This is a genomic window from Sporolactobacillus caesalpiniae, from assembly GCF_040513385.1.
In the GTDB taxonomy this organism is placed as follows: Bacteria; Bacillota; Bacilli; order Bacillales; family Sporolactobacillaceae; genus Sporolactobacillus.
Genome location: NZ_JBEVCB010000007.1, coordinates 181,203 through 207,884, shown reverse-complemented (window position 1 = coordinate 207,884; position 26,682 = coordinate 181,203). Strand labels below are relative to the sequence as shown.

25 protein-coding genes and 1 riboswitch are annotated in these 26,682 nt (G+C 43.6%); of the genes, 20 read left to right on the top strand and 5 right to left on the bottom strand.

From position 1 onward, the window contains the following. Positions 1 to 58: 58 nt before the first annotated feature. From ABWW58_RS15200 to ABWW58_RS15135, 14 genes are all read left to right on the top strand, one after another. Complete coding sequence (locus tag ABWW58_RS15200) at positions 59 to 1,003, top strand: hypothetical protein (protein WP_353869915.1); 945 nt, start codon at positions 59 to 61, stop codon at positions 1,001 to 1,003. 233 nt (positions 1,004 to 1,236) lie between these two features. Next, entirely contained in the window at positions 1,237 to 3,006 is a 1,770-nt protein-coding gene (locus ABWW58_RS15195) for an SH3 domain-containing protein (protein ID WP_353869914.1), read from the top strand. 159 nt (positions 3,007 to 3,165) lie between these two features. Next, positions 3,166 to 3,606, top strand: a complete 441-nt coding sequence (locus ABWW58_RS15190) for a VanZ family protein (protein ID WP_353869913.1) — start codon at positions 3,166 to 3,168, stop codon at positions 3,604 to 3,606. A 130-nt stretch (positions 3,607 to 3,736) separates the two neighbouring features. Next, positions 3,737 to 3,934 carry a hypothetical protein gene (locus ABWW58_RS15185; RefSeq protein WP_093672572.1) on the top strand — a complete coding sequence of 66 codons (198 nt, stop codon included), beginning with the start codon at positions 3,737 to 3,739 and terminating at the stop codon, positions 3,932 to 3,934. 131 nt (positions 3,935 to 4,065) lie between these two features. Continuing rightward, a riboswitch (SAM riboswitch) is annotated at positions 4,066 to 4,170 on the top strand. 194 nt (positions 4,171 to 4,364) lie between these two features. Beyond that, the gene (locus ABWW58_RS15180; RefSeq protein ID WP_353869912.1) at positions 4,365 to 5,198 is read left to right on the top strand and encodes a transporter substrate-binding domain-containing protein; all 834 of its coding nucleotides are present in this window, start codon (positions 4,365 to 4,367) and stop codon (positions 5,196 to 5,198) included. Between the two features lie 28 nt (positions 5,199 to 5,226). Next, positions 5,227 to 5,943, top strand: coding sequence for an amino acid ABC transporter permease (locus tag ABWW58_RS15175; RefSeq protein WP_353869911.1), 717 nt, complete (start codon positions 5,227 to 5,229; stop codon positions 5,941 to 5,943). Then, complete coding sequence (locus ABWW58_RS15170; RefSeq protein ID WP_353869910.1) at positions 5,940 to 6,683, top strand: amino acid ABC transporter ATP-binding protein; 744 nt, start codon at positions 5,940 to 5,942, stop codon at positions 6,681 to 6,683. Before ABWW58_RS15175 ends, ABWW58_RS15170 begins: the two co-directional genes overlap by 4 nt. 1 nt (position 6,684) lies before the next feature. Then, on the top strand, positions 6,685 to 7,860 hold the full coding sequence (locus tag ABWW58_RS15165) for an amidohydrolase (RefSeq protein WP_353869909.1): 1,176 nt from the start codon (positions 6,685 to 6,687) through the stop codon (positions 7,858 to 7,860). Next, complete coding sequence (locus tag ABWW58_RS15160) at positions 7,838 to 9,454, top strand: L-serine ammonia-lyase, iron-sulfur-dependent, subunit alpha (RefSeq protein WP_353869908.1); 1,617 nt, start codon at positions 7,838 to 7,840, stop codon at positions 9,452 to 9,454. The genes ABWW58_RS15165 and ABWW58_RS15160 overlap by 23 nt, the downstream gene beginning before the upstream one ends. 144 nt (positions 9,455 to 9,598) lie before the next feature. Then, a complete protein-coding gene (locus ABWW58_RS15155; protein ID WP_353869907.1) occupies positions 9,599 to 10,882 on the top strand; it encodes a metal-dependent hydrolase family protein in 1,284 nt (427 codons plus the stop codon). Positions 10,883 to 11,141: 259 nt separating this feature from the next. Further along, positions 11,142 to 12,215, top strand: coding sequence for a M42 family metallopeptidase (locus ABWW58_RS15150; RefSeq protein ID WP_353869906.1), 1,074 nt, complete (start codon positions 11,142 to 11,144; stop codon positions 12,213 to 12,215). Between the two features lie 66 nt (positions 12,216 to 12,281). After that, the gene (locus ABWW58_RS15145) at positions 12,282 to 12,974 is read left to right on the top strand and encodes a PIG-L deacetylase family protein (RefSeq protein ID WP_353869905.1); all 693 of its coding nucleotides are present in this window, start codon (positions 12,282 to 12,284) and stop codon (positions 12,972 to 12,974) included. Between the two features lie 27 nt (positions 12,975 to 13,001). Further along, the gene (locus tag ABWW58_RS15140) at positions 13,002 to 14,162 is read left to right on the top strand and encodes a GNAT family N-acetyltransferase (protein ID WP_353869904.1); all 1,161 of its coding nucleotides are present in this window, start codon (positions 13,002 to 13,004) and stop codon (positions 14,160 to 14,162) included. A 270-nt stretch (positions 14,163 to 14,432) separates the two neighbouring features. Continuing rightward, entirely contained in the window at positions 14,433 to 16,034 is a 1,602-nt protein-coding gene (locus tag ABWW58_RS15135) for an SH3 domain-containing protein (RefSeq protein ID WP_353869903.1), read from the top strand. A gap of 236 nt (positions 16,035 to 16,270) precedes the next feature. Here ABWW58_RS15135 and ABWW58_RS15130 read toward each other — a convergent pair whose 3' ends face one another. Continuing rightward, a complete protein-coding gene (locus ABWW58_RS15130) occupies positions 16,271 to 17,668 on the bottom strand; it encodes an aspartate ammonia-lyase (RefSeq protein ID WP_353869902.1) in 1,398 nt (465 codons plus the stop codon). A gap of 264 nt (positions 17,669 to 17,932) precedes the next feature. Here ABWW58_RS15130 and ABWW58_RS15125 point away from each other — a divergent pair, with 264 nt between their 5' ends. The 4 genes from ABWW58_RS15125 (at position 17,933) to ABWW58_RS15110 (ending at position 21,281) form a co-directional block, all read left to right on the top strand. Beyond that, entirely contained in the window at positions 17,933 to 18,367 is a 435-nt protein-coding gene (locus ABWW58_RS15125; RefSeq protein ID WP_353869901.1) for an Lrp/AsnC family transcriptional regulator, read from the top strand. A 101-nt stretch (positions 18,368 to 18,468) separates the two neighbouring features. Further along, positions 18,469 to 19,893 (top strand): C69 family dipeptidase, encoded by a 1,425-nt coding sequence (locus ABWW58_RS15120; RefSeq protein ID WP_353869900.1) that lies wholly within the window; start codon positions 18,469 to 18,471, stop codon positions 19,891 to 19,893. A gap of 178 nt (positions 19,894 to 20,071) precedes the next feature. Next, on the top strand, positions 20,072 to 20,254 hold the full coding sequence (locus ABWW58_RS15115; RefSeq protein ID WP_353870020.1) for a ribbon-helix-helix domain-containing protein: 183 nt from the start codon (positions 20,072 to 20,074) through the stop codon (positions 20,252 to 20,254). Positions 20,255 to 20,327: 73 nt separating this feature from the next. Then, positions 20,328 to 21,281: a ketopantoate reductase family protein gene (locus tag ABWW58_RS15110; protein ID WP_353869899.1), complete on the top strand. Its 954-nt coding sequence runs from the start codon at positions 20,328 to 20,330 to the stop codon at positions 21,279 to 21,281. Between the two features lie 77 nt (positions 21,282 to 21,358). Here the strand turns inward: ABWW58_RS15110 and ABWW58_RS15105 are convergent, their stop codons facing one another. Both ABWW58_RS15105 and ABWW58_RS15100 read right to left on the bottom strand, forming a co-directional pair. Beyond that, entirely contained in the window at positions 21,359 to 22,513 is a 1,155-nt protein-coding gene (locus tag ABWW58_RS15105) for a hypothetical protein (protein WP_353869898.1), read from the bottom strand. A 234-nt stretch (positions 22,514 to 22,747) separates the two neighbouring features. Further along, positions 22,748 to 23,188 carry a hypothetical protein gene (locus tag ABWW58_RS15100; protein WP_353869897.1) on the bottom strand — a complete coding sequence of 147 codons (441 nt, stop codon included), beginning with the start codon at positions 23,186 to 23,188 and terminating at the stop codon, positions 22,748 to 22,750. Between the two features lie 280 nt (positions 23,189 to 23,468). Between ABWW58_RS15100 and ABWW58_RS15095 the strand changes: the two genes are divergently transcribed. Next, positions 23,469 to 24,362, top strand: coding sequence for an AEC family transporter (locus tag ABWW58_RS15095; RefSeq protein ID WP_353869896.1), 894 nt, complete (start codon positions 23,469 to 23,471; stop codon positions 24,360 to 24,362). 28 nt (positions 24,363 to 24,390) lie between these two features. Here the strand turns inward: ABWW58_RS15095 and ABWW58_RS15090 are convergent, their stop codons facing one another. After that, positions 24,391 to 24,618: a hypothetical protein gene (locus tag ABWW58_RS15090; protein WP_353869895.1), complete on the bottom strand. Its 228-nt coding sequence runs from the start codon at positions 24,616 to 24,618 to the stop codon at positions 24,391 to 24,393. Positions 24,619 to 24,894: 276 nt separating this feature from the next. Between ABWW58_RS15090 and ABWW58_RS15085 the strand changes: the two genes are divergently transcribed. Further along, positions 24,895 to 25,524 (top strand): HAD-IA family hydrolase, encoded by a 630-nt coding sequence (locus ABWW58_RS15085; protein WP_353869894.1) that lies wholly within the window; start codon positions 24,895 to 24,897, stop codon positions 25,522 to 25,524. A gap of 119 nt (positions 25,525 to 25,643) precedes the next feature. Here ABWW58_RS15085 and ABWW58_RS15080 read toward each other — a convergent pair whose 3' ends face one another. Beyond that, entirely contained in the window at positions 25,644 to 26,672 is a 1,029-nt protein-coding gene (locus ABWW58_RS15080) for an LCP family protein (RefSeq protein ID WP_353869893.1), read from the bottom strand. Between the last annotated feature and the right edge of the window lie 10 nt (positions 26,673 to 26,682).

Sequence of the window (26,682 nt, the reverse complement as noted above, 5' to 3'; positions counted from 1 at the left end):
CTTAAGTGATGTAATGTTGACAGATAAAAGTGGCAGTACGAGGAGAAGAGGATTGACCATGAAGCTGCAACAATTTGTAACCAATGTGATTGAAGCAATCGGAGGTGTGGTTGATCCGGTAGAGTATGCTCTTTGTCATGTTTTGATTCCCGAATCCTACCAACCTAATTTTCAAAATAAAACCGAACTTGAACTGGTCTTTGACTATGAGGTTGCTGAAGAGCATCCTCAATCTGAATTTGTGACTTTTGGAAGCTTTATCCTTGATCAGATTTTAAAAATTGTCGATGAAAAGACTGTTTGTGCGGTTCGTTTTGCTGAAGTGGAACGGCGGCAACTCGCTAATCCGATCAAGAAAATGACCGATTTTCTTCAGAATGAGCGGAGCAGGCTTACGATTATAAATGAGCGGTCAATGATGGCCGCTTGGGCCGTTTTTCAATTCCATGTTACTTATGTGTCGGATGAGAAGGAGGAGCATTCAAATCAGATCTGGATGAATCTCATCACAGGAAAAAGATCAGATGCGATGAAACGGGAGCAGAGTCGAATTTTCTATCAATCGGATCCATTATATGATGAGCCTGTTCCGCAGGATCTAAAAATCGAGACGGCATTTCTTGCGGCGCGCCGTAGCTTGGAATTAGAGGAGACGAGACGCCCGGAGCGGCACCTGGGTGAAAAACAGTTGAAGAAAGATTTGGAGCGGATTGAAAATTATTATCGCGAATTAGAGAGAGAAAACGAACACAGGAGCGCGCGCAAGGGAATCAGTGAAGAAAAAGTCGGAGAAATTACTGCAAAAACGAAAGCGATTAAGATTGAAATGGAGAAACAAGTTGAAGAGATCAAGAAAAAGTATCAGGGTCATACAGAAATCAGACTCGATCACGGCATCATCTATTTTATCCCGATGCTGCAGTATGATATAGAACTTTCATTTCGTGCCGAACGCGATTTGCGAACTCTTTACTATAATTTTATTACACAGACATTTGAGTAGGTGAGTGGCTCGATATAAATAATAGATTTCCTCGAACAAAATGACTAACTCAAAGACCCCACTTGCTTTCTTTCTGTAACCGGTGAGGTTTTATTACATTTCCTTTTCAGTTTGTTATTCTTTATACACTCTCTATCAGAAAAGTGCTATTTTAATAGAGTACATAGTTTTTCAGATTTGTAACAATGAGTTGAAGCACGGGAGGTTTCAACAAAAAAAAGGGAGAGTGAAAAGTGAAGCTTCAAGCAAGACATTTGATTTCCAGCCTTTTGGCATTGGCTTTGGTTGCGCTGTCACTGAGCTTTACAAGTGGTACCGCGCAAGCAAGCTCTTCGTACAGTTCCTACGTCACTTCGTACACATTGAAAGTCCGCAGCAAGGCGAGCACTCACTATCGAACATTACGCACACTGAATATGGGCAATAAAGTCACGGTCACAAGTAAATATGGAAAATATTCTCGAATTAAGTATGGTAATACCACGGGTTATGTACAGACCCAGCATCTGAGCCGCAGCAAATATAAGTCCTACAGCGCCTATGTTACTTCTTATACGCTAAAGGTTCGCAGCAAGGCAAGCGTTCACTATTCAACGAAGCGTACGCTGAACATGGCGAACAAGGTTACAGTATTAGGCAAAGGCAATAAGTATGCTCTGATCAAATATGGCAGCACGACCGGCTATGTTCAAAATATCCACTTGAACAAGAGCAAGTTCAAATCGTTAAGTGCCTATGTCACTTCGTACACATTAAAAGTCCGTAGTGCAGCGAGTGTTCACTATACTCTGCAGAGTACTTTAGCGATGGGAAATAAGGTTACGGTACTAGGCAAGGGCAATAAATATGCACTGATCAGTTATGGTGGTAAGACCGGTTATGTGCAGAACATTCATCTGAATTCACAAGCTTTCCGATCCTACAATGCCTATGTCACATCGAATACGTTGAAAATTCGCGATAATGCGAGTGTGCATTACAACATTTTGAGTACGATGAAAAAAACAGATCAGGTCAGTGTTACTGGTTATGGGAATAAATATGCTCAAGTGATTCGAAATGGCATCAAGGGTTATGTACAAAAGAAATACTTGAGCACGACAAAGCCTCTTTCATATGATGTTCAACCTATTACTGTTTATCAGGCTTACATTGGGTATGACAAATTGAAAGTCTTTCAAGAACCGCTCAAAAATGCAGCAGTGATTGGAACACTTCGAGAAAAGACAAAGGTAAACGTGATTGGTCAGAGTGGAGATTGGCGAAAAATTCAGTATGAATCGCTTGTTGGATTTGTAGATAAAAAGTATTTAGAAACAGATTTAAACCATTTCAATCCACCTACAACGAGTACATCCGATTTTGGTGTAGATATTTCGCATTATCAAGGGTCTGTTGATGTTAATGCCATAAAAAATGCAGGTAATCGTTTTATCATTGTGAAGGCGACAGAAGGGCCTGATTATAAAACAGACCGCAACCGATTTTTTGACGATGCCTATTTTGAATCAAACGCAGTTTCAGCAAGCAAAATTGGTTTAAATGTCCATGCATACTATTTCTTCCGGGCAACAAATGAAGATGAAGCAAGAAACGAAGCTTCTCATTTTATTAACGTCATTAACAATGCGAGAAATAAGGGAGCTAAGATCCAATACTTATTTCTCGATGTTGAAACAACGAATGGCGTAAGTAAGGATCAACTTACTAAAAATGTACTTGCATTTCTAGCTCAGATGCGTGCGAACGGTATGAATCAACTGGGAATCTATTCAGGACTGTCATTCTATAACAATTCACTAGATCTCCCTCAGATTGTTGAATCGCAAAAAAATCAAAGTTCTAAGTTCCTCGTATGGCTTTCCCGTTATCGAGGCAAGGACAGTTATCTTGGACCTGGATTTACAGCAGATATCTGGCAGTACACGAGCTATGGGACTTCATCCGGTGTTGTCGGTGCAGTTGACAAGGATATCTGGTATTACACAGTTAATGGATTGTAATTATTAATGAATTCAGATCCCCTGTATGTTGCGGATGCTTCCGCTGCACACGTAGGGGATTTTTCTTTTGAATGCTGTGCGGCAATTCATTAGAATTGAACCATATACAGTCTGATCAAAGAACTTGGTTCGAAAGAATTGGAAAAGAGGGTGTGCGGTGTGAAAGGATTAAAGACGGCTATTGCAAACATACTATTGACCTTATCCATCTTATTTGTCTTCTACCTGACATTGATTCCGCATGGAGTCATCCACACCGGAACTGTTACCGGCACGCCTATCCAGCGCTTTAACGTTAATTTAAATCCACTAGTGATCTTTCAAAACGTTCAATCAGCTTCTCTATTCTATTTTATCATTGATGATCTGGGAAATATCTTGTTGTTTCTTCCCTTTGGTTTTTTTCTGACCATGAAGTATCCACAGTTCAGATGGCCTCATGCGATCTTTATGGGTGCACTTTTTTCCGCGACCATTGAATGGATTCAACTTTTTCTGCCCAACCGTATGACTGATATTGACGATGTGATTCTCAATACAACCGGTGCTGTTTTGGGTTACATGCTTTATCGGTTTGTTCAGCGTGAAGAATGTGGATGAGATGAAACCGTAGTGAATCATTACGGAACATGGACTTCCGAGAGGATATGTATGCCGGCGAACAATTTCGTTCATAGTACAAGTAGGGCAATCCTGCTCCGGACATTAGATCACAGGGAGATGCTTTTACATGACCAATGATGAACTGATCACCGAACTCGGATCAGAGGCAGTGCTGAATTATGAACGGAATACGGCGTTGTTTTATTTGCTGATGGAGAAAGGGATCATCACGCAAGAGGAATTTGACGAGAAGTTCAAGAAAATTCATGAACACTTCGATGAGCATTTGAAGGGCATTTTCGGCGATGAGATTGATTCTGAATAAAGAAACATATGGTTTTTTTCAACAAATCAGTGACGTTTTTTATTCATAACAAATAAAACTCATTGAAATACTATGGAATAGTCTTGACTATCTGTTTAATTTTTCGTACACTCAATACACCAATTAAATAATTCTTATCAAGAGTGGGGGAGGGACTGGCCCAATGAACCCCAACAACCAGCATGGGAAACGATGCACGGTGTTAAATCCAGCAGATCGATTCTGAGAGATAAGAAAAATAAAGTCGGACGGCAGCGGCGGTTATTTTTCTTGCACTCAAGAAAAGTAATCGTTTTTATTTTTGAACTGCCGCAAACTTTAACTAGGGAGAAGGGACACCATGAGCTGTACATGCATGATGGCATAATACAAGTAAATTTATAGGAATAATAATTAAATGAACCAACAGACAAAAATTGGGGGAAGAACAATGAAAAAGAAATTGGTTGCATCCTTGCTGGTATTTATTCTCTTACTGACCGTAACAGCTTGCGGGAATAGCGCAGCGTCTGATAAGAAAAAAGCGGTGAAGGTCACGACCGTTAATGTAGGAACAGAAGGCGCATACCCTCCTTATAACTATGTGAAATCGAATGGTCAAGCTGATGGCTATGATATTGCTGTGATGAGGGCGGTTGATAAAAAGGTACCGTCGCTCAAATTCAAGTATGTTCCTACGGCTTGGGATAGTATCTTCGTCGCGCTTGAATCGGGAAAATTTGACATTATTGCCAGTGACCTCGGAAAGAACCCGGAACGTGAAGCGAAATATTTGTTCTCTAAACAGCCTTATCTATACGGAAGTTCGCAAATCATCTATAAAGCGGGAAGAACGGACATTAAATCGCTAAAGGATCTGTTTGGCAAAAAAGTGGCGGCTGGCGTTGGAACGAACACAACGACCGCATTGGAAAAGTTCAATAAAGAAAATGGCAATAAAATAAAGATAAAATACACTGATGGAAATATTAACAATGCTTTGCAGGAAATTGATTCCAAACGAGTAGATGCGACCATCAGCAGCATCATCACGACCAAACTGACGGCAAAGAAACTTGGTATTAAGGTCGACGGGACAACAGCTCCTGAACTGGGAATTAGTCCGATTCATTTGCTCTATGTGAAAAATGATCGCGGAAGCAAATACCAAAAATTGATCGACAAAGCACTCATTTCTCTGCGTAAAGACGGCACGTTGGAGAAATTATCTATTAAATACCTTGGCAAAGACTATACAACCAAAGAAGCGGCAGAAAAACAGTAATTTACGTTTAGAGGAATAGGATAAACTAATGGGAAAAATTTTCGATCCGGTATTTATGATTCACTCGTTTCCTGAGGTGTTGCAGGCACTGCCTACGACACTGTTCATTGCTTTTATGTCTGCGGTGATTGGACTTGTGATTGCGTTTATTGTCTCGTTTATCAGGTATGCGAACATCAGGATCCTGAGCCCGCTCGCAAAGGTCTATATTTCATTTATCCGAGGAACTCCGGATCTGGTTCAAATCATGCTTGTGTATTACGGGATCCCTTTGTTTCTAAAAGCAATTAATGCAAAATTTGGCACGGCGTTCGATGTGAACGGTGTGCCAAGTATTGCTTTTGCGATTGTCGCACTTGCGATAAATGCGGGGGCTTATATGTCTGAGACCATGAGAAGTTCTCTGCTGGCAGTTGATGCCGGGCAATTAGAGGCATGCTACAGTGTCAATATGACGCGGCTTCAGGCGCTCCGGCGCGTGATTGTACCACAAGCGATCGGAATTGCGATTCCGCCGTTGTCCAATTCACTGATTTCCCTTATTAAGGAAACGTCGCTTGTCTTTACGATATCCATCATTGATATCATGGCTCAAGCAAAAATTGTCGGCTCACGTTCGTTTCGATTTTTTGAAATTTACGTGGTCGTATCCATTATTTATTGGGTGATCTGTGCGATCGTAGCCTTTGCTCTTTCCAAGGTAGAAATTTACGCGCGCCGCTATGAAAGGAAAGTAGACAAGTGATCCAATTAGAAAACATTACGAAATCGTTTAAAAAAACACAAGTCTTAAAAACTATTAATCTTACCATCAACCAAGGCGAAGTAGTGACTCTTATTGGCCCAAGCGGTGCGGGTAAAACGACGCTTCTGCGCTTACTAAACTGGCTGGAAGTGCCTGATTCAGGACGGATTACTGTGGGGGATGCCTCCATTGATGCATCGAAATACAGCAAACACGATGTGAGGCGTCTGCGCGGACAGAGCTCAATGGTCTTTCAACACTACAATCTATTCAAGAATAAGACGGTGCTTGAAAATGTTACGGAGAGTCTAGTTATCGTCTCGAAGCTAAAGCGAAAAGATGCCGAAGAGAAAGCTGAATCCTTGCTGAAAAAGGTCGGCATGGGAGATAAGCTGTACGATTATCCGGCTAATCTCTCAGGTGGGCAGCAGCAGCGCGTGGGTATTGCACGGGCGCTTGCAGTTGATCCCAAAGTCATGCTTTTCGACGAGCCGACGAGCGCACTTGATCCGGAATGGGTCGGTGAGATTCTTCATCTAATTAAGGAAATCGCTGCGCAAGGAATGACCATGATCTTGGTGTCACATGAGATGCGTTTCGTTCGGAGTGTGGCAAGCCGAATTATCTTCTTGGAGAACGGAGAACTCGTTGAAGATTCGAATCCGAAAGAACTTTTTGAGAACAGTAAAAGTGTTCGAACCAAGGCGTTTCTCCAAAAACTGACTTATGAGGAGGAATGACATGACTCAGTCTGGATTAGCAAAAGAAACGCTTCGGACGTTGGAATCATTATTTCACTGGTTTCATCGACATCCTGAGCTTGCACTCAATGAATTCGAGACGACGAAAAAGATTAGAGCAGTGCTTCAAGAGCATGACATCGACATTTTGCCGAATCCACTGGAGACAGGAGTCTTTGCGAAGATCGGCGGGAAAAAATTGGGTCCTTTAATCGCGTTGCGAGCGGACATAGATGCACTGCCGATCAACGAAGAATCCGGTTTGTCCTATTCTTCTGAGCATCCAGATCGGATGCACGCGTGTGGGCATGATTTTCACTTAACCAATTTACTGGCGACGGCGCTTGAATTAAAGAAAATTGAAGATCAGTTAAACGGAACTGTTTTACTTATTTTTCAACCGGCTGAAGAGGTAGATCATGGAGCCGACAAAGTCGTGCAGACCGGAATATTAAAGGGTGTGGAAACCATCTTTGGTCTCCATGTGAATGATGAGCTTCCGACCGGTGTCATCGGAGTGAAAGAAGGCAATCTGAATGCCGCAGTTGATCGCTTTTTTGTCACGTTCAACGGGAAGGGCGGTCATGCCGCTCATCCTGAAGGCGCCAATGATGTGATTGTCGCGACCGGTGAATTTATTGTCGCCGCTCAATCAATCGTCAGCCGAAATGTTAGTCCGTTTGAGCCAAGTGTGGTTTCGATTACTCATATTGAATCCGGAAAGACATGGAACGTGTTGCCGAATACCGCTTTGCTTGAAGGAACAGTCCGATCTTACGACAAAGCTGTGCGGGAGAAAATTAAAACGCGGTTGCGGGAAGTGACCAATGGAATTGCCGTCACCAATGGACTTACCGGTGAATTTAAGTGGGTGGACGGTGCTCCGGCAGTGGTCAATGATGGTCGCTTAACGAAACTGGTTGAAGAGGTTGCAAGAAAGAACAACTTTGAAGTGGTGGAATTGGAACCGAGCATGGGTGGCGAGGATTTTTCCAGCTATCAGCAGATTATTCCCGGTACTTTCTTTAATGTAGGGGTAAATTCCCCTTATCCAGTTCATAATAGTAAATTCAAAGTCGATCCCAAAGCCTTTGAGACTTCTGTTCCTTTATTTGTCGCTCTGGTCAAGACCTACTTCGAAAGGAGTCCGCATGATGGTGAAACTCTTTTATCCTGATTTCTTTAATGATGTGTTCGGCCCGATCATGCAGCCGGGTTCGAGCGGCAGCTTTGCCGGTACCAGTCGTGTTGGCCGAGTGGCGCATTATCTAATAAAATCGCCGCTTTTGCGTACGACGATTTCATTTAATCCCAGTGACAAACGGCATCTGAGAAATCTAGGAAATATGATGGATGATCGAGGTTATCTTGGTGGTTTGCAGGACTTTGCTCCTGATGATGTTCGGCTCTTTGATGCGCACAAGCTTGCAAGAAAAAAAGGTATTTCTTATGAATTTACTGCTTTGGAGGAAGAGAACGCTTACCAAGGGAGTGTGCAGTTTGACTTAATCGGCCGAGACGGTCAAACGGGACAATTAATCGGGCAGTCTGTAGGCGGCGGAATGATTGAGATTTATGAAGTCAATGGCTATCCGATTCACTGGCAGGCGGATACCTTCGGCCTACTGATTCAGGATCCGGATGGCGCGTATGCCGATCAAGTGGCCGACCTGATTGACCGTTTCGAAGATAAATACGTCACGCATAAACAGTTGAAAAATAAACAGGATGAATCCGGTTATTTTATTGAATTTTCATCCGCTATTTCTGTAAAAGATCTGGAACACTTTTTTGAAAACGAGGACTTTCTCTTTTTTCCGGCGCTCTTGCCGGTTGTCACCACAGTAGGGCGTAAACCTCAATTGTTTCGAACGGTTGATGAATGGATTGAGCTTTCGCATGATCGGCAGCAGAGCTTCGTTCAGACAGCAATTGATTATGAAAAAGGTTTCTCCGGATGGAGCGAGGCAGAGATTGTTTCCTACTTCGAGAAAATCGCGCGTATCTTAACTAACCAGATCCATGCGCTGGAGAATTTGGGGTATGCGAATGTTCCGGACACACCGCTGCTTCCAGTTTATGGAAAGCAGTGGAACCGTTATAAAAAGAATTCAAGCCATTTGGTTGATTCGCTGACCTCGCGAATCATGGATTATGCATATTCAACAAACGCGAAGATTCCCGGTGTTGTTATTGTTCCGGGCCCAATGGGAACCGGTGGCGGATATCTGTATTCTGCGCTTGAAGCGGTGCGTGAGGCGCGTGGTTTTCCCCACGAAAAATTAGTGGAAGGCTTGATTGTGGCTGCGGGACTCGGCGCGATTGCATTTACACACGCGCATGCCTCGGGCGAGTCCGGTTGCGTTGGAGAATCGGGCATCTGCTGCGCGATGGCGTCCGGCGCAATCACCTGGATGGCGGGAGGAACAGGTGAGCAGGTGCAGCATGCCGCTTCGATGGCATTGCAGGCGAACATCGGGATTCCATGTGATCCTATTCCCGGCGGACTGGAATTTCCATGTCTCACCCGCACGGTTCGTGCCGCGGTCACTGCACCTATGTATGCTGATATGGCGCTTTCGGGGATTGATCCATTAATCCCTTATCACGAAGTGCTCTATGCCATTGAGAGAAACCGCCTAGAGAATCAAAAGGCCGTATGCGGACCTCTGTGCGGCGTAAATTGTACGTTAACCGCACAAAAATGCGCCTTGTTCCTCAAAGATGAGGTCATGGGCGATAAGCTGAAGTATACCGCGCCGGTTTCATAAAAAAGTCATTTGTTATATGAAGAAACAGCATTGAAATCAGTGCTGTTTTTTTATTGCTCTCTTCATTGACTGATGTGTTAGCATGAAAATAAGTAAAATAGACCTTTGATTGCGAGATCCATTTATTTAAGAGGAGGCATTTGCATGGATACAGTCATTAATAACGGAACTTTGATTGATGGGAACGGCGGTGAACCCATTAAAGACGCGGTCATTTTTATGGAGGACAATCAGATTAAGGCAGTTGGACAAGCAGGACGAGTAGCGATTCCTAATTCAGGAGTCAGTATCATTGATGCGCAGGGCGGCTACATTCTTCCAGGCTTTTTTGATTTGCACGTTCATCTCTTGATTGAACCATGCAACATTGCGGAAGCACTGAAAAACCCGTTCAGTTTGAAATTTTTCCAAGCAGTTCATCATATGCGCGATCTTCTCGATGCCGGGGTTACTTCGGTTAGAGACGCTGGTTATACAGATGCGGGTGTTAAAGAAGCGGTTAACCGCGGGATTGTCGCCGGTCCGCGCATGCAGGTAAGTGTGACTGCTTTGACGAGTACCGGCGGTCACGGGGACAGCTGGGTACCGTCGGGAGTTGATGTGACCATGCCGTTCATGAATGCATACCCATCGTTGCCAAATGGCATTTGTAACGGTGTTGACGAGGTAAGACAGAAGGTACGTGAAGTGATTCGAGATGGTGCCGATATTGTGAAGGTCCATGCAACGGGCGGAGTGATGAGTCCGACCGACACGCCTCAATTCACAGAGTTCACGATGGACGAACTAGAGGCGATTGTGGAGGAGGCAAACCTGCGCGGTCGCAAAGTCATGGCACACGCGCAAGGCAATTTGGGTGTCAAATTCTGCGCACGTGCCGGTGTTCATTCGGTGGAGCATGGCATTTATCTGGACGATGAAGCTATTGAGCTTTTACTTGAAAACGGGACATATCTCATCCCTACTCTGCTCGCCGGTGTCTCAGCAGCCAAAGATGTGGCACATATGTCGAAGTTTTCGTTGGAGAAGGCTAAGGAAGTGGTCGGTATTCACCATGAGAGCATTGCCAAGGCATATCAGGCCGGAGTAAAAATTGCTATGGGTACGGATTCTGGGGTTATGCCTCATGGACAGAATTTGCAGGAACTGGGTTTGATGTGCGCGATTGGCATGAGCCCGATGGAATCGATCGTCGCGTCTACGAAAGTTGCAGCCGAATGCATGGGCTGGGATGACAAACTCGGAACCGTCGAGACCGGGAAATTGGCTGATCTCGTGATCCTAAGCAAAGATCCGCTCCGCGATATTCATATTGTCGAGGATCGTAAAAACGTAGTCACCGTTATCAAGGACGGCAAGATTGTCAAAGATATTCGAAAAACAGGCGAAGAAGTTAGTGAAAAAAAAGAAGAGATTGAGATACAGTGAGTCACCGATAAGTAAATGTAGAAGCAATATGAAGCGCAGGCTTGATTTTGAGCCTGTTTTTTGTTAGATAAAAAGCTATGATGAACGTTTCTAATTAGAAAAAGATTGTGAGTGAACAGCAGCCTAGTCATTCATGTCATGTAGGTTGCTCTGAATAACTATAAGTCGAAACAAATTCAAATGCGGCACTGTCATCTCACTTCGTAATCATGGTGTATTATAATAGAAACAATGTGTGATTTAGTTAAGGGGCGACGTTATGGATAAAGAGCAATCACTGAAACTAATTGAAGAATTATCGAATGCAAACGGGGTTTCAGCTTTTGAAGATGAAGTTACCGCTATTTTTTCGGATGCGGTACGGCCATTTGGCAAAGTTGAGGAAGATCATATGCGCAATGTGTACGTACAGAGGAATGGGAACAGCGGCAAAAGGCCGATTGTTCAGCTTGATGCGCATAGTGATGAGGTCGGGTTCATGGTTCAGGCGATCAAACCAAATGGCATGCTGCAATTCGTCATGGTTGGCCACTGGGCGGCAGTGAACATTCCTGCTCATAAAGTTCGCGTGCGTAATCGAGACGGTGTTTATATTCCGGCGATTATTTCCAGTACGCCGCCCCACTTCATGACAGCGGAGCAGCGTAAGGTAGTTCCGCAAATTGCCGATATGGCGATTGATGTTGGCGCGACTTCGGCGGAAGAAGTGGCGCACGATTTCAAAATTGATATTGGTGCTCCGGTTGTTCCGGATGTGACCTGTGACTATTTGGAAGACAAGGATTTGCTGCTTGGCAAGGCTTTTGATAATCGCATTGGAACAGCGTGTATGGTTGATGTTTTGCGTGAACTTGACGGCCTTGAGCTTGGTGTGGATGTTGTCGGATCTTTATCTGCCCAGGAAGAGGTCGGTGATCGAGGCGCTCAGGTGACGGTACGGAAAATTCAGCCGGATTTATCCATTGTTCTTGAGGGTCCGCCGGCGGATGACACGTTCATGCCGGACTACATGATTCAGACCGGAATGAGACGGGGGCCGATGCTGCGTGATCTCGATACATCGATCATTGTCAATCCACGATTCCAGAAATACTGTTTGGATACTGCTAAGCGGCACACTATTAAAGCACAACGAGCGGTGCGAACGGGCGGAGGAAATGACGGTGCCGTGATAAATCTCTATCAAGGCGCTCCTACCGTTGTGGTTGGTGTTCCGGTACGCTATGCGCATACCCCCTATTGTTATGTGGCTTTTGAAGATTATGTATCGACACTGAATTTAGTGACAGAGCTTCTTAAATCATTGGATGCCGAAACCATAGGTGGATTCTAACATGAAAGATTAAGCATTTTGGCAATGGCTAAATGAAATAAGACCGTTGAAGAAGGAGGGAAGAAGTTGGGAGTCAAGGGGAAAAAAGTAATTGCCTTTATTGCCCATCCAGATGATGAAACGTTTCTAAGCGGTACTTTAGCTAGATTGGTGCGAGAAGGGAACAAAGTACTTGTGGTGATCGCTACAAATGGAGATAAAGGGACGCACGATCGGGCGCAAACATCGGAACAGGTGACGGCTATCCGTCGGGCTGAAATGGAGCGAGCTGCCAATGTGCTTGGAATTACTGTGAGCTGGCTTAATTTTTCCGATGGAACCCTGTTTGCTAGAGAAGCAGAACTAAAAGAGAAGGTGTTTCGGAACATTAGATTGGAAAATCCGGACATTTTGTTTACTTTTGATCCTTTTAAAAAATATGATGTTCACTCTGATCATATCACGATTGGGCGTGTTGCTTCCGAGGCCGGTTATTTGGCGGACGGTTTCTGCTATTATCCCGAACATCTGGAAGAAGGAATTGAACCGTCAAAGCCCCAGGAGACCTATCTTTTCAATCCCGAGGAGCCTAATTATTCGGTCGATATCCGTGAAACATTCCATTTGAAAGTTCAATCAGCGGAGCAGCATGCCAGTCAGTTTGGCGGCGGCTCCTTTAAAGAGCAGCTTCTGAATCGAATACGTTTGGAAGGCGGCAATGAACAGGATTTGTATCTTGAATCTTTTCATAAGCTGCACGATAGTGATCTCTTGATTTAACAGGTGTTACGAGAAGGGGGGGAGAGTTTGGAAACAATTGAAATCAGGCCGATTAATCAGGATAAAGAATTGGACGAGGCGTTGGACTTGTGGTCGAATGTTTTTCCGAAGAGTCGAGCATTCTTCGAACAAAGGATTCGACTTGATCCTGTATGCAGCCGTGAAACAACATGGATCGCTAGAGTGAATGGGAAGCTCGCTGGAGCTGTTCAAATTTTCCCGCTCCTACTCTCGTATAACGGTCTGGTCCTCAAATGCGGCGGTATCGGGAACGTTGCCGCTCTCCCTCAATATAGGGGCAAGCATTTGATCCGCACAATTCTGAAGCATCAAACGATGTGGATGGCTGATCATGGCTATGATCTATCACTTCTGTTCACCGGAATCAACTCTTTTTATGAAAAAGAGGGGTGGCATACGTTCCGAGTAAATCGCTTGCTGCTGGATGTGGATGAGCTCCCGAAGATTGAAGTGCCAAATCATTATAGAATTAGAGAACTTGAGGAGCGCGATCTGAAACAGGTGCAGCATGTATACAAGGTGTTTTGTGCTTCTCAGGTGGGATCTGTGGTTCGAAGCGATGAATACTGGCGTGGTCAAGTAAAATGGCGGCAAGAACGAAATGAAAAATTTCTAAATGCCTTTGACGGTGATAGGCTCGTTGCCTATTTGAGGTATGAAGTGACAGGTGAAGGCAGAGTTGAGCTGGTCGAATGCTGCTGCTTGCCGGCACATGAAGGCGCAACGCTTTCCTTGATCAATCGGATCAAGACGATCGGTGCCAACGTTCAGAGTTTATGCGTTCCGTTTTCAGAACAGCATTTTCTGCAGACACTTTTTAATAAATGGGGTGCCCGCTCTGAAGAGTACTCAGGAACAATGTGGAAAGTTGTGCGGTTTCGTGAATTCTGCAAAAAAATACAACCTGTACTCTTAAAGCGATCTAAAGATTTTGGAGATGGGGCGATTCTTGTCAGAAGCGGATCGGAAGAGGTTATTTTTCATTTTGCAAATGGAGCGGAAGCGATTAAAACTCCTGGTGGGTCGTTAATCTGTCAAAGCCTGATTGAGAGAAAGCCAGAGGATTTTATAAAGGATGTACTTGTCGGAACGTCGCTGGATCATGAGCAGTATGCATTGCTTTTCCCGAGAACGTCCTATGGATTCTGGCAATCTGATCGTTTTTGAAAAAATGACTAAAGAACTTTTCTCTAAATAAGTGGAAGGTTCTTTTTTCTATTTGATATGCATGTGTCATTGATCATTTTAAGGAAATTATTGGTCAATAAGTCATAGACTCTACGACTAAACTATGAGAAAATTAGAAAATAATTAATATAGTAAAAATAGCCAGGGCTTTCTTGTTCCTTCTAACAGGGTCAGCCCATAGACATGGTTCAAGAGAGCGGAACGAATCTATTAAATTTGAAGGAAATACATAGGGGTTGAAAGGTACATATGAAAAAGTTAATCACTGGTGCGCTGATTCTTGCGCTTCTGTTTGCATCATTTGGAATTCCGGTTGGTGGACGGGCCTATGCGAGCGGTTCTTACAGCGCTTATGTGAATACATATACGTTGAAGGTGCGGAATAAGGCGAGTAAGAAATTCAAAACGCTGCGCGCTCTGAACATGGGAAATAAGGTGAAAGTGACGAGCCAGCGCGGCTCATATTCACGAATCAGCTATAAAGGAACGACCGGATATGTTCAGTCAAAGCATTTAAATACGCAAAAGTTTCAGACTTATGCGGCTTATGTGACTGCCTATTCATTGAAGGTACGCAGTAAAGCCAGCGTCCATTACTCTGTGAGGCAAACGCTTAGTATGAGCAATCAAGTATCGGTTATTGGCAAGGGAAATAAGTACGCGCTCATCAGTGTCGGCGGAATCAAGGGTTACGTCCGTAACCAGTGCCTGACGACCACTCCGTTTGCGTCATATGCCGCATATGTTACATCTCCAACGTTGAAAATTCGTGATCACGCGAGTACAAAATATCAGATTCTGCGAACGATGCAGTTTAGAGATCAAGTGACGATTAGCGGAATGGGCAAAAAGTATGCTCAGGTCCAAATTGATGGCATGACCGGATATGTTCAGGCAAAATATCTGAGTGCAACGAGGCCGGCGGAAATCAGCACCTTTGCCACGCAGTATCCATACTCGCTTGACGCAGCGGTAAACAAGCAGGTGAATGCTTCACCACAAACAGATAATCATTACACGTTGTATGTGCCGAAGGATAGTCTGACTTTTGACGGATCGAAGTGGACGTTTAATTGGGACACGGACGCCCGTGGCGGTGCGGACGGTAATGCGTGGATTGTTAAACGTTATGGGCAAGGAGCTCAGCCGTCAACGGTTCAGCAAGTAAACGATGCGTGGTACCAAATCGGGACAAGCACAGGCTGGGTTAATCCTTCAACTGACGATTTGCGCTCTGTTCTTGATCCAAATAGTTTTCCTGATAATGCAGCTGAATTCTATCAATTTCTCAATCTATCAACAACAACCGGAGTTAACGCGGATGAAGTGAATAATAAACTATTAAATGGCAGGGGCATACTTGCCGGAAAAGCCGCAACATTTATTCAAGCGGCGAATGAGCAGCATATCAATGAAATCTATTTGATCGCTCACGCGCTGCTTGAAACCGGTAATGGCGCTTCAGCTTTGGCAACAGGCCAGATCACCGTGTCCTCGGTAAATGGACAATCCGTGGAGCCCAAAGTGGTTTATAATATGTTCGGGATCGGCGCGGTTGATTCCGATCCGAATACAAAAGGTGCGGAATTCGCCTATAGTCATCGCTGGTTCACACCAGAAGCGGCTATTCTAGGCGGAGCGCAATTTATCGGACAAAGCTATATCAACAACGCAGCTTATCATCAGGATACGCTGTATAAAATGCGTTGGAATCCGGCGAATACCGGAAACGCAACGCATCAATACGCGTCTGATATCAATTGGGCTGTAAAACAGGCGCGGATCATGAACTACTACTATGGGCTGTTGTCTGGCTACACGTTACGTTTTGATCTGCCGACGTATCAGTGAGTATGAGTAAAGCTCGGTGGACAGAAAAACATTCCCACCGAGCTTTATTGCATGATCTGGTATTTAGCTTAGTTCTATTTACGCATCAACTTAATTAATTAAATGAGAACTTGAAACCTATATTAATGAACATATCAGAATTGAAGAATCAGCGCCCACAAAAATTGTGCATATAATAAACTCCTGTTTTGCACGCGGCAAAACAGGAGTTTTATATCAAACCAAGGGTCACTAGATTAATGGGTCAACACATTTTGATCATAAAGATGAACGAGATTTTTGGGATTGAGCAATTCGGATGCGTTTGCCGGAGCAAATGGTATCTCGGAAAGGATGTCTTTAATCGTTGTTCCGGTATTCATTGATTGATTTACGATCTCACATGTTTTGCTGTATCCAATGAAAGGAGCCAGCGCAGTTGCTAAGACTGAGCAATTTTCCGCTTCACGTAAACAGTTTATTTGATTGACCTTGATACCATCTATGCAGTTGGCTCTAAATGTCCGTAATGTTTTTTGTAAGAGTCGTGTGGATACGATTAAGTCCCGGACGATAATCGGTTCAAACGCGTTGAGCTCCAGTTGACCGGCTTCGGCGGCCAGGGTAATGGTCGCGTCATAACCGATGACTTGAAACGCGACTTGATTAACCAGTTCGGGAATGACAGGATTAACTTTTCCAGGCATAATGGACGATCCGGCTTGTTTTTTCGGCAAATTCAACTCATTGAATCCAAACTGCGGTCCACTTGAAAGCAATCGAAGGTCGTTTGCCATTTTCGATAGATTAATTGCGAGCAGTTTATAGGCATGAGAAAGTTGGACAAATGAATCAACGTTTTGGGTCGCGTCGATGAGATTGTCCGCTTGGCGCAGATTTTCGCCAAAGAGTTCGCTGGCTTTGGGAACGATGTGATGAACATAATAAGCGGTCGCATTAACGGATGTACCGATTGCTGTTCCACCGAGGTTCAATGTTTTTAAACCACTGCGACTGCGCTCGATTTCGGATGAATTTCGTGAAATCGCTGCGGCAAAGGCCTTGAATGTGTCGCCGACCGTTGTCGGCAGCGCGTCTTGCAATTGTGTCCGGCCAAGCTTGATGACATTTTTCAGTTCGTCGGCTTTTTGACATAGGCTTTCTAAAAAGTTTCCCATCTCCTCAGTCAGCGCGCGGCTCAATCGCAGTAAAGCCAATTTGCTTGCAGATGGGAATACATCGTTTGTTGATTGACATCTGTTGACGTCATCATTCGGATGAACTAAATCGTACTCGCCTTTGCGTCCGCCGAGCCATTCGATGGCTCGATTCGCGATTACCTCATTGGTGTTCATATTAATTGATGTGCCAGCACTTCCTTGAATTGGTGGAACAATAAAATGAAGATCAAGCTGTCGATCCATTATTTCATCACAAGCCCGAACAATGGCATCTGCCTTAGCAACACTTAGCGTACCATCTTCCTGATTCGTGAGTGCTGCAGCTTTTTTAATTAGCGCTAAACCGTTAATCAGCTCCGGATCGAGTCTTTCATCAGTCACAGCAAAATTTTCCTTTGCGCGCAGTGAATGAATGCCATAGTAAGCGAATTCAGGGACTTGTTTTGTACCAAGCGAATCTTTTTCGTCTCTCACGAAATCATTCCTCCAATTCATTTCATCATGCATGTTAAAAATAGATGATATTAAATCGGTTGGCTATACTTTCGTGCGAACTCGTTGAATAAAAAAATTGGCATGCTCTTTTTTTTATGAAATAATATTTTTTGTAAAATAAATTAACAAAATAATGATGCTATGTAATATTATCTAACAATTGCTTTTGCTTTCTTGATCAGCGGCTAATATAATGAATTCGGAAAGTAATAAATAAACGGTGAAGGAGTTGTGATCGTCCGGATGGATTCGATTGACCGAAAAATAGTGAACCGGCTGCAGCAAAATGCGCGTGTGTCGATCAAGGCATTGGCAGATGAATGTTTTATCTCCTCGCCGACGATTTCGGCACGTATTCATCAGATGGAGAAGCAAGGAATTATTAAAAACTATCATACGTTGATTGATTACAAAAAGGTGGGCTATCACATCAAAGCCTATATCAATTTAAAGGTTGAACCTACTGATAAAAATGAATTCTATAACTATATTAAACAAATCCCCAATGTGCTTGAATGTGATTGTGTCTCGGGTGAGTTCGCGATGTTGATTAAAGTCATTTTCGAGAGTACCGAACTGCTGGATTCGTTCATAAATGAGCTGCAGCATTTTGGAAAAACAAATACACAGATCGTGTTTTCTACCCCAGTTAATGTCAGAGGAATCCCATTAAATTAGAAACGATTTTTTGAAAATTTTCATGCCGTGAAAATTGAGTTAAGATAGAATTAAGTTTAGAAGTATTTGCTACTTAATCACATGGATAAAGGGATGTCACAATGCAGAATAATTCACATGCAGCCTGTACAACCGTACTGGTTGGCAAAGGCGCGACGTTAGATGGATCGACGATGATTGCACGGAACGGAGACAGTTATGAAGTGCTTGTTCCCAAGAAGGTCACGGTACATCCGCATCAAGTGTTGGAGAAAGAAGAAACCTATGTATCTCCGGGAAACCGCTTCACGATCACTTTGCCAAAGGAACAGTATCGCTATACGGCGATACCGGATCGTGAGGATCGTTATGTAACGTTCGAAGACGCAGGAATCAATGAAAAAAACGTCGGCATGAGCGCGACGGAAAGCATCTACGGAAATGCGCGTGTTCTGGGCTATGATCCGCTGGTTGAAAACGGAATTGCTGAGGATTGCATGGTTACCGTGGTTCTGCCCTATATTAATTCGGCGCGTGAAGGTGTGCTGAGATTGGGGAAGATTGTGGAAGAATTCGGCGCTGCCGAGTCAAATGGCGTACTGTTCTCAGATAAGGATGAGGTTTGGTATATGGAGATTGCGACCGGTCATCAATGGGTGGCGCAACGCATCCCTGATGATTCATATGCAGTCGTCGCCAATCAGACGGCGATCCAGGAAATAGATCCGCACGACAAGGACAATTTCCTGCTGGCGACGCATTTGATCGAATTTATTGAGAAACATCACCTCAATACCGGATGTGAAACCATCAATTTCAGAAACATCTTCGGCACACAAACGCTGTTCGATCATCACTACAATACGCCGCGTGTCTGGTACGGTCAGAAATACTTGAACCCGGAAGCAGAACAAGATCCGATGTCCAACGATCTGCCGTTCCTACGCAAAGCAAATCGGAAAATCGGTGTCGAGGATATTACCTACATCCTGGACTCGCACTATCAGGAAACGCCGTATGATCCGCTTGGGGGCGGGAGCGAGACAGATCGTACAACATTCCGCGCGATTTCGCTGAACAGGACGCAAGACTCGCATATTTTACAGATTCGTCCCGATGTTCCGAGTGAATTTGCATGCGTTCAATGGATATCACTTGCCGGCACGTTCAGCCCGTATGTTCCGTTTTACACGAATATCACATCCGTGCCCGAATCGTATGAAGTCACGCCGCTCAAGCTGTCGCTCTCTTCAGCGTACTGGCTCTACAAAACGATTCCGGTCATTGTTGAACCGCATTACACCGCTTTTCTGAAGCAAGTACTCGATTATAAAGATCATTTGCACAGCCGCTTTCTCGGTAAAATTGCGGAAACCGATGAACAAGCGAAAAAGCTGGATGCGCAGCAGGTATCTGAGCTGCTGACTAAAGCAAGCGGCGAAAGCGCTGAAATTGCACTGCACGAGACACGTAAGCTTCTGCAAGACCTAACGACAAAATCAATGAGCATGTCAAAGTTGACATTTAATATGGATAAAAATTTGTGAAACATGACTGTTGCGTTCAAAAAAAGCACTTTTAACTGATGGTTAATCGATCATTTGAGGTGCTTTTTTGGTAGAAAAATCAGTATAGCATTTTTGAAAAATCATTATTTTTGATGTGTAATGTATGTGGGTGATGTATATCGGAAGGAGGACTTAATATGAAACGGAAGCAGTTTATCTGACGGAGCAATTAGATCGGAAATTGGCGGAGTTAGCTGCAGCTAAAGGTATAGCCCAGGCAGAAGTGATCCGAGAGGGATTGGAAATGTATTTACAGTCCTTTGAAGATAAAGCTCAAGAATGGGCTGATTTCATTCTGCAGGAGAAACAATCGAAGGTGTCACGTTCGTTAATCCTTTAGTATAACATAGAATCTTGAAAATTCGAAAAAATGGTACAGATAAGCTGAGATACAGATGAGTGGAGGAATCAGAATGAAGATTACAGTGATTGGTGCAGGAGCAATGGGACTAAGATATGGAGTGCTCCTACAAGAAGCGGGAAACGATATTGATTTTGTTGAACCATGGATACCGAGTTATCAGGCGATCCGCGAACAAGGTGGCGTCTATGTTTCTCGTGACCATCAGAATCAGCATTTGGTGCCGGTTGATGTTTTCCTGCCTGCTGACTATACGCAGACTCCGGATCTGGTGATTTTATTTACAAAGCAGATGCAGTCAGGAGAAGCGATGCAGGTTTGTCACCATTTTATTGGCGAGCACACTTACGTATTGACGAATCAGAACGGAATCGGTTCGGTGGAAGAGATTCGCAAGTATGTCCCGGATGAACGAATCATCGCTGGGATCGCATTGATCGCGACTGTGCTTGATGCACCGGGAAAAGTAGATTTTATGGGAGCCAAAGGCGCGGCGCATACGCAGCTGGTGAATGTCACGGAAAAGCCGGATACATTCACGCATGAGGTCGTCCGGGAATTTGAAAAAGCGGGCATGAATCCAACGCTTCAAACGAACTACATGGGAACGTTGTGGTCTAAACTGCTCATGAATTCGGTTATCAACACGTTGTGCACGTTGATGGACATCACGATGGGCGAGTATGTTGCCTATTCCGGAGCGGATGATTTGTCTCGCCGGCTGATCGACGAAGGCTATGCGGCAGGTCTTGCGGATGGTGTCAAATTTATGCAAAGCCGCGAAGAAATGCTGCAGATCATTGATCATGAAAGTTCGCAGGTCAATCCGCTCCACCATCCGTCGATGTATCAGGATATGGTTAATAGCCGTCCAACGGAAGTTGATTATATCAATGGATATATTGTGAAAACTGCAAAGAAACATAGCCTAGAGGCGAAAAGTCATGAGATGCTCGTGGACTTGCTTCATTTGGCGGAGAACGCGAAGCGGGTGACTCAGGCATAAGCTTAGATATGAGCAGATAGAAAAAAGGCGGTTTCCACTTGATTCGTGGATGCCGCCTTTTTTCTGCTTCACTGAGATCAGTAAAAACTTCCTTTGATCAGTTCCGGATAAGAATTAAAGAGGAGGTAGCCGTCTGCTCCGTCAAAGGTCATGCCTTCGGTTTCACGCGTATTGTTCACAATCTTGGTGCTGTAGGATTTGTAGTTTCCAAGGTCGACACCGACAAAAGAATTATCTCCAACCAGGTATAGACGGTTGAGCGCTCTACTGTACGTGATGCTTTGCAGATACTTGCCAACTTTTTGTTTTACGCGAAAGGCAGGTTTTACTGACACCTTAGTACCATTTATCGTTCCTTTAAAGATGATGTAACTTGCTTTGTAGTTTCCGGAAAGATTGCCGACAATGCCAAGGTAGAAATGATTAGCATCCACCATAGCGAGGGTGTGCGGATTGTATTCGTATTTGCTGGTGCTGTTGCGCAGCTTGAAACTCCAATGCTGGACTGTGTTCAAATTGGCATCATATTTGTACAGTTTGATGGATTTGCCGGTTCCTCTCAGGTTCGCATGTTTGTAATCTGTATCACGGAGCATATAGAGATTCTGACCGTCTGTGGACAGCGTTTGTCCGTGACCGATTGTCATGAGTCCACTGATGGACATTTGGTTAAAAAAGTCGTCGGCGCCCGCAGACTGATAACCATTGTTCACGTAGCTTGGACTGCTATTGTATTTATACCAATAGGCAGATCTGAAATCGTTGTTTTTTGCTTGCATGCCGCCTGGCAGATTCTTCGGGAATTTGGTGATGTAGCCTTTATTGCTTCCTGTCGACCAAACCGTATAGATCATGTCATTTAATAGGGCGAAGCTTTGAGGGTTACTTAATTGATTTCCCGGTTTATTGGATCGAATGCTTGAATTGTACTTATCATCGAGAAAAGGCAGCCAGGCGTATGTGTTAAAACCAATTTTTCTTCCGGAAGTTTCATACGAGTTGATTTGTACCTGATCTAGCGAAACGTTCATGTGACCATAGCCATCTCTTCCGTTGGCTGTTGTTTTGTCGAGGTTCATGTCGTAGCCTTTTTTATTCTTTACAAGCTTGAGCTTGCTCCATTTTTGTTTGATTTTTATGGTTTGAGCAGAAGCGGTGGAAGTAAAACCTGCTGAGGCAAAAAGTAGGATTGAAGAAAATAGAATAATACTTATTCTTGAAAATTGCTTCATTGTAAACGAGGGCCTCCTATAAAATTAAATTATCTTAATGGAATAAGATGGAAAACACATACTTTATTCTACTTGATTCAATCGTTAATTTATATATCTAATCATTAATTAATGGGAAAATCGAACTGTTTTAATGAAAGGAAAACTGTAGACGGAGCGACTTGATTAAGTGCGGAACAGAAAAGATGAGAGAATGAGTCATTCTCTCATGAAAAATTATTTCATAAAATTCATCTACGACATCGCCACATGAGTGACAACGAGGATACTGCCAACTAATCCTGCCTCAACCAAAATATCAAAGAAGACATGGAATTTGACCGGATCGGGAAACTCATGCTTGACATAAGTATAATGGTGATCTCTTGAAGCACTCGTCCAAGTGTCGTACATAAAATAAGAGTCGCACTTGATTCGTTGCATGCAGCGCTGATTTAAGTCAGAGGATGTCATCGCTTTGCCAATTAAAGTATGTAATTTTTGCACAATTCTCTGCTTGTACGCATGCATGACCGCCTCTAATTTTTCCTCATCGTTTTGCCATTTACCGGTCAGACGAACCAGTCGGTCGTCTACAAAGGCTACATTTCTAAATCTGCGTTCCTTGCTTAAATAAATCACTAAAGTACCTTTTTGATATTTGGTGTAAGGTGCATTCGGAAATTCCATATCCAAGGGTTTGTCGACCTCCTCATTTGCTGGGGGACTGGACAAGGTGTACAACATTCTTTTTTTATTATGCTGAATCTGTTAAATGATAGTCAAGATAAAAATATAGAAATTTGTGACAATTACGGAAACTCATTACGATTAAAGATAACTACTACCTTGAACCATTCCAACATTGATTAAAGCTTGTCTTGATCTTTCATCTTGTGACAAAGTAAAATGAATGAGAGCCTCAACTATTATAGTGCATCTAAGAGCAACCAATGACGGAGAGAAGGAACAGATTTTGCTTATTTTTGTCGATGTGATTTTACCTGTATTTTTCATATTTCTTACCGGATTTGTATTACAAAGAATATTTAAACTGGATTTAAAGCCGATTTCGACACTTGCTGTCTATTTATTGTTGCCATTTCTTGTTTTCGATATCTTTTATACAACCCCGATGAATCTCAGTTTCTATTATATTGTTGTGACATCACTAATCATTATGGTTCTATTAATTGGTGTCGGCCTTATTTCAAGCCGCATGCTTCACTACAGTAAAAGTGAACGGAATGCGTTTCTGCTCTCCACAATTTTCCCTAACAGCGGTAATTATGGCGTGCCGATCATCTTGTTCGCCTTTGGAAAACAGGGTGTGGTTTACGCGATGCCGCTGATGGTGTTTCATGCGATTTTGATGGGTTTTATTGGTATCTATATTGCCGCAAACGGACGTGGAAGCGTGAAGATGGCACTTCAGACCGTGCTTAAGCAACCGATGAATTATGTTATTATTCCGGCTTTACTTTTGCAGAAATTCCAAATCCAAATCCCTGGCAATTTTATGAAAAGTATTGAGCTTGTCAGCAACACATCAATTCCGATTATTATGATTATTCTCGGTATGCAGCTCGCCAATGTGAGCGTGCGCAACATGAGTTGGGGACGGATCAGCTTGGCAACGTTCATCCGGCTAATCATCTCACCGGTACTCGCCTTTCTCGTGTGTTTGCTGTTTCCCATCGATCCTTTGCTCAGAAATGTTATCATCGTCATGGCGGCAATGCCAAGTGCTGCAAACACAACGCTATATGCGATCCAATTCAACGCTAATCCGCAATTCGTCTCCAGCTGCACATTAATCACCACCTTGATCAGCGCTTTATCCCTTGACGTGCTGCTCGGGTGGTTCTGAGTGAGGTAAGGCAGGTGTGTTGCCTTGCTCACTCCCTAACTTTATAGGAAGGTTGGCAGATTTTGTTGGTTTCGTCTTTATTTATGACAACTTGAATGATTTTCTGATAAGCTGTATTAAATAGAATGTGGAGGATATCTCTGACATTCTTATTTAATTTTCGCGCGATTTCAGAAGAGTATAATGGCCTTTGTTCTTGCTTAAGCAGGGTCACAATATCTGAAACTAGGTCATTTGACGGTTGCAATTGGCGCATCGAAATCAACTCCCTCAACGATTTAGTGTAAATAGATTCTTCTATACCTAGTATTTCATAAAAATGGAAGAAAAATCGTGATAAGAAAGTCGCGAAAATAATAGGTAATCTATAAATTTTCTGTGAAATCATAAAGTTAGTCATAGGTCTTTACGCTTAGTGATCAACGCTCAGAAATCATTAGGGTCAAAGTGCTGCGTCTCGTATATAATAAGGGTTAACGAACACGCTCAAAATGAATGTCGGCGGACAAATCCATACATAGAGGTTTTCATGATGCTTAAAGTAATTCTTTTTGATTTTGATGGAACGTTGGCGGATTCGAAAGAGGCATTTCTTTCGGCGTATAATGATTTGGCTCAGCGGCATGATTTTAAAAAAATAACACTTGAGGCTTTCGATACTTTAAAATCATGCTCCATGAGAGAGCGCTGCTCGATGCTGGACATCCCGTTCCATAAAATCCCTTTTCTGATTGGTGAGCTTTCTAAACTCTACCAGAACTCGTTGAAGAAAATATCTTTGATGGAGGGTACGCGGGAGATGCTTAGCGAACTAAGTGCCGCTGGGTATGCGCTTGCGATTCTTTCATCAAATGAAGAAAAAAATATACGCGTGTTTCTGAAGGTCCATGGCTTGGACTGCTTTTCAACGGTGATGTGCTCGAAGAAATTGTTTGCTAAGGATCGGTTGATGCGCAAATATTTGAAGCAAAATCGGTTGATGCCTTCCCAAGTGATCTATATTGGAGATGAAGAACGCGACATTCTAGCGAGCAGAAAAAGCGGGATTCGCGTGATTTGGGCAGCGTGGGGATTTGACGGTATTGAAAATGTACGAAAAGCTGGACCGGATTTTATCGCCAATCATCCTAAAGATGTGGCGCCTCTTGTCAGCGGACTTTAAGTTTTCGAAGAAACGGGGGAACCGAACATGGGCCATCCACGTTTTCTTATCAGTTGAAGTAAAGCACAAAAAAAAACGGACCGCGTGTGATGGCGGTCCGTTTTGATCTAACTGTTCGCTTAGTTTGAAAAATATTTCTTAATTGTTGCTTGGAGCTCAGTCTGATCGAGAATAATCTGGCTGTTATTGGCCTTGAGCAGATCATCGTACATTTTCACGCCGCGTCCTTTGACTTGGCGATATTTAATTTGTTCTTCCGGATGAAAATCACCTTTGACGCCTAAACCCACGCTGACCATGTCTTCCGTTGACATGTTGGTCGCAATCAGGAACTTAGATAGCGAGCGGGACAGGGCCGGAAGACGGGTCACGTTCGACGGTTGCATGACTTTCTTGGCAATGCCGATCAGTGCGGCTTGCTGCAGCTGTTGGCGGCCATAGTCGGTGCCAGGCAGAGAGTAGCGTTCGTGGCAAAGTTCCGTGACCATTTCACCGCTCAATTTTTGACTACCCGGTGAAAAGGTTTTGCCCTGATTTCTCGAGTACCATGCGTGCGTAAGTGTCACTTTAAATGGCAGATTCATCTCAATACCGCCGAGTGCGTCGACCATGTATTGCAGCCCCCAATAATTTGTTTCGGCATAATAATGGATCGGGACGCCGGTAAGATTGGATACGGCAGTTACAGCATCGACGATTCCTTTCTTCGTTCCATGCTTCACTTGAGAGATGTATTGAACACTAGTCAGTTTTGTGTGGCCGTATCCTTGCATGTACACACGTGTGTCACGCGGGATGCTGAGCATGTTGTACGTGTGATTGTTTAAATCAGCATGGATCAGAACCATTGAATCCGTATGGCTCGCAGTATTGCCTTTTCGCGCATCTGAGCCGATCAGAAGAACATTAAATACACCGGCCTTTTCTTTATAATTTTTAACTTTACTATTATTTTTGGTTGAACCGACTGCCTGCAGATTATTAAAATGATTTTCCGGTTTAAGCTTATGGTACTCAAAAAAACCGTAGGCAGTACTGGCGACAAGCAGGAAGGCAAGTGTTAATAGGACATAACGAAGGACTCTGTGGCGCTTTCTTGATTTTCTAAATGTACTTCTTGAATTTTGCGGTTCCCTTTTCTTAGCCATGATTTTCTCC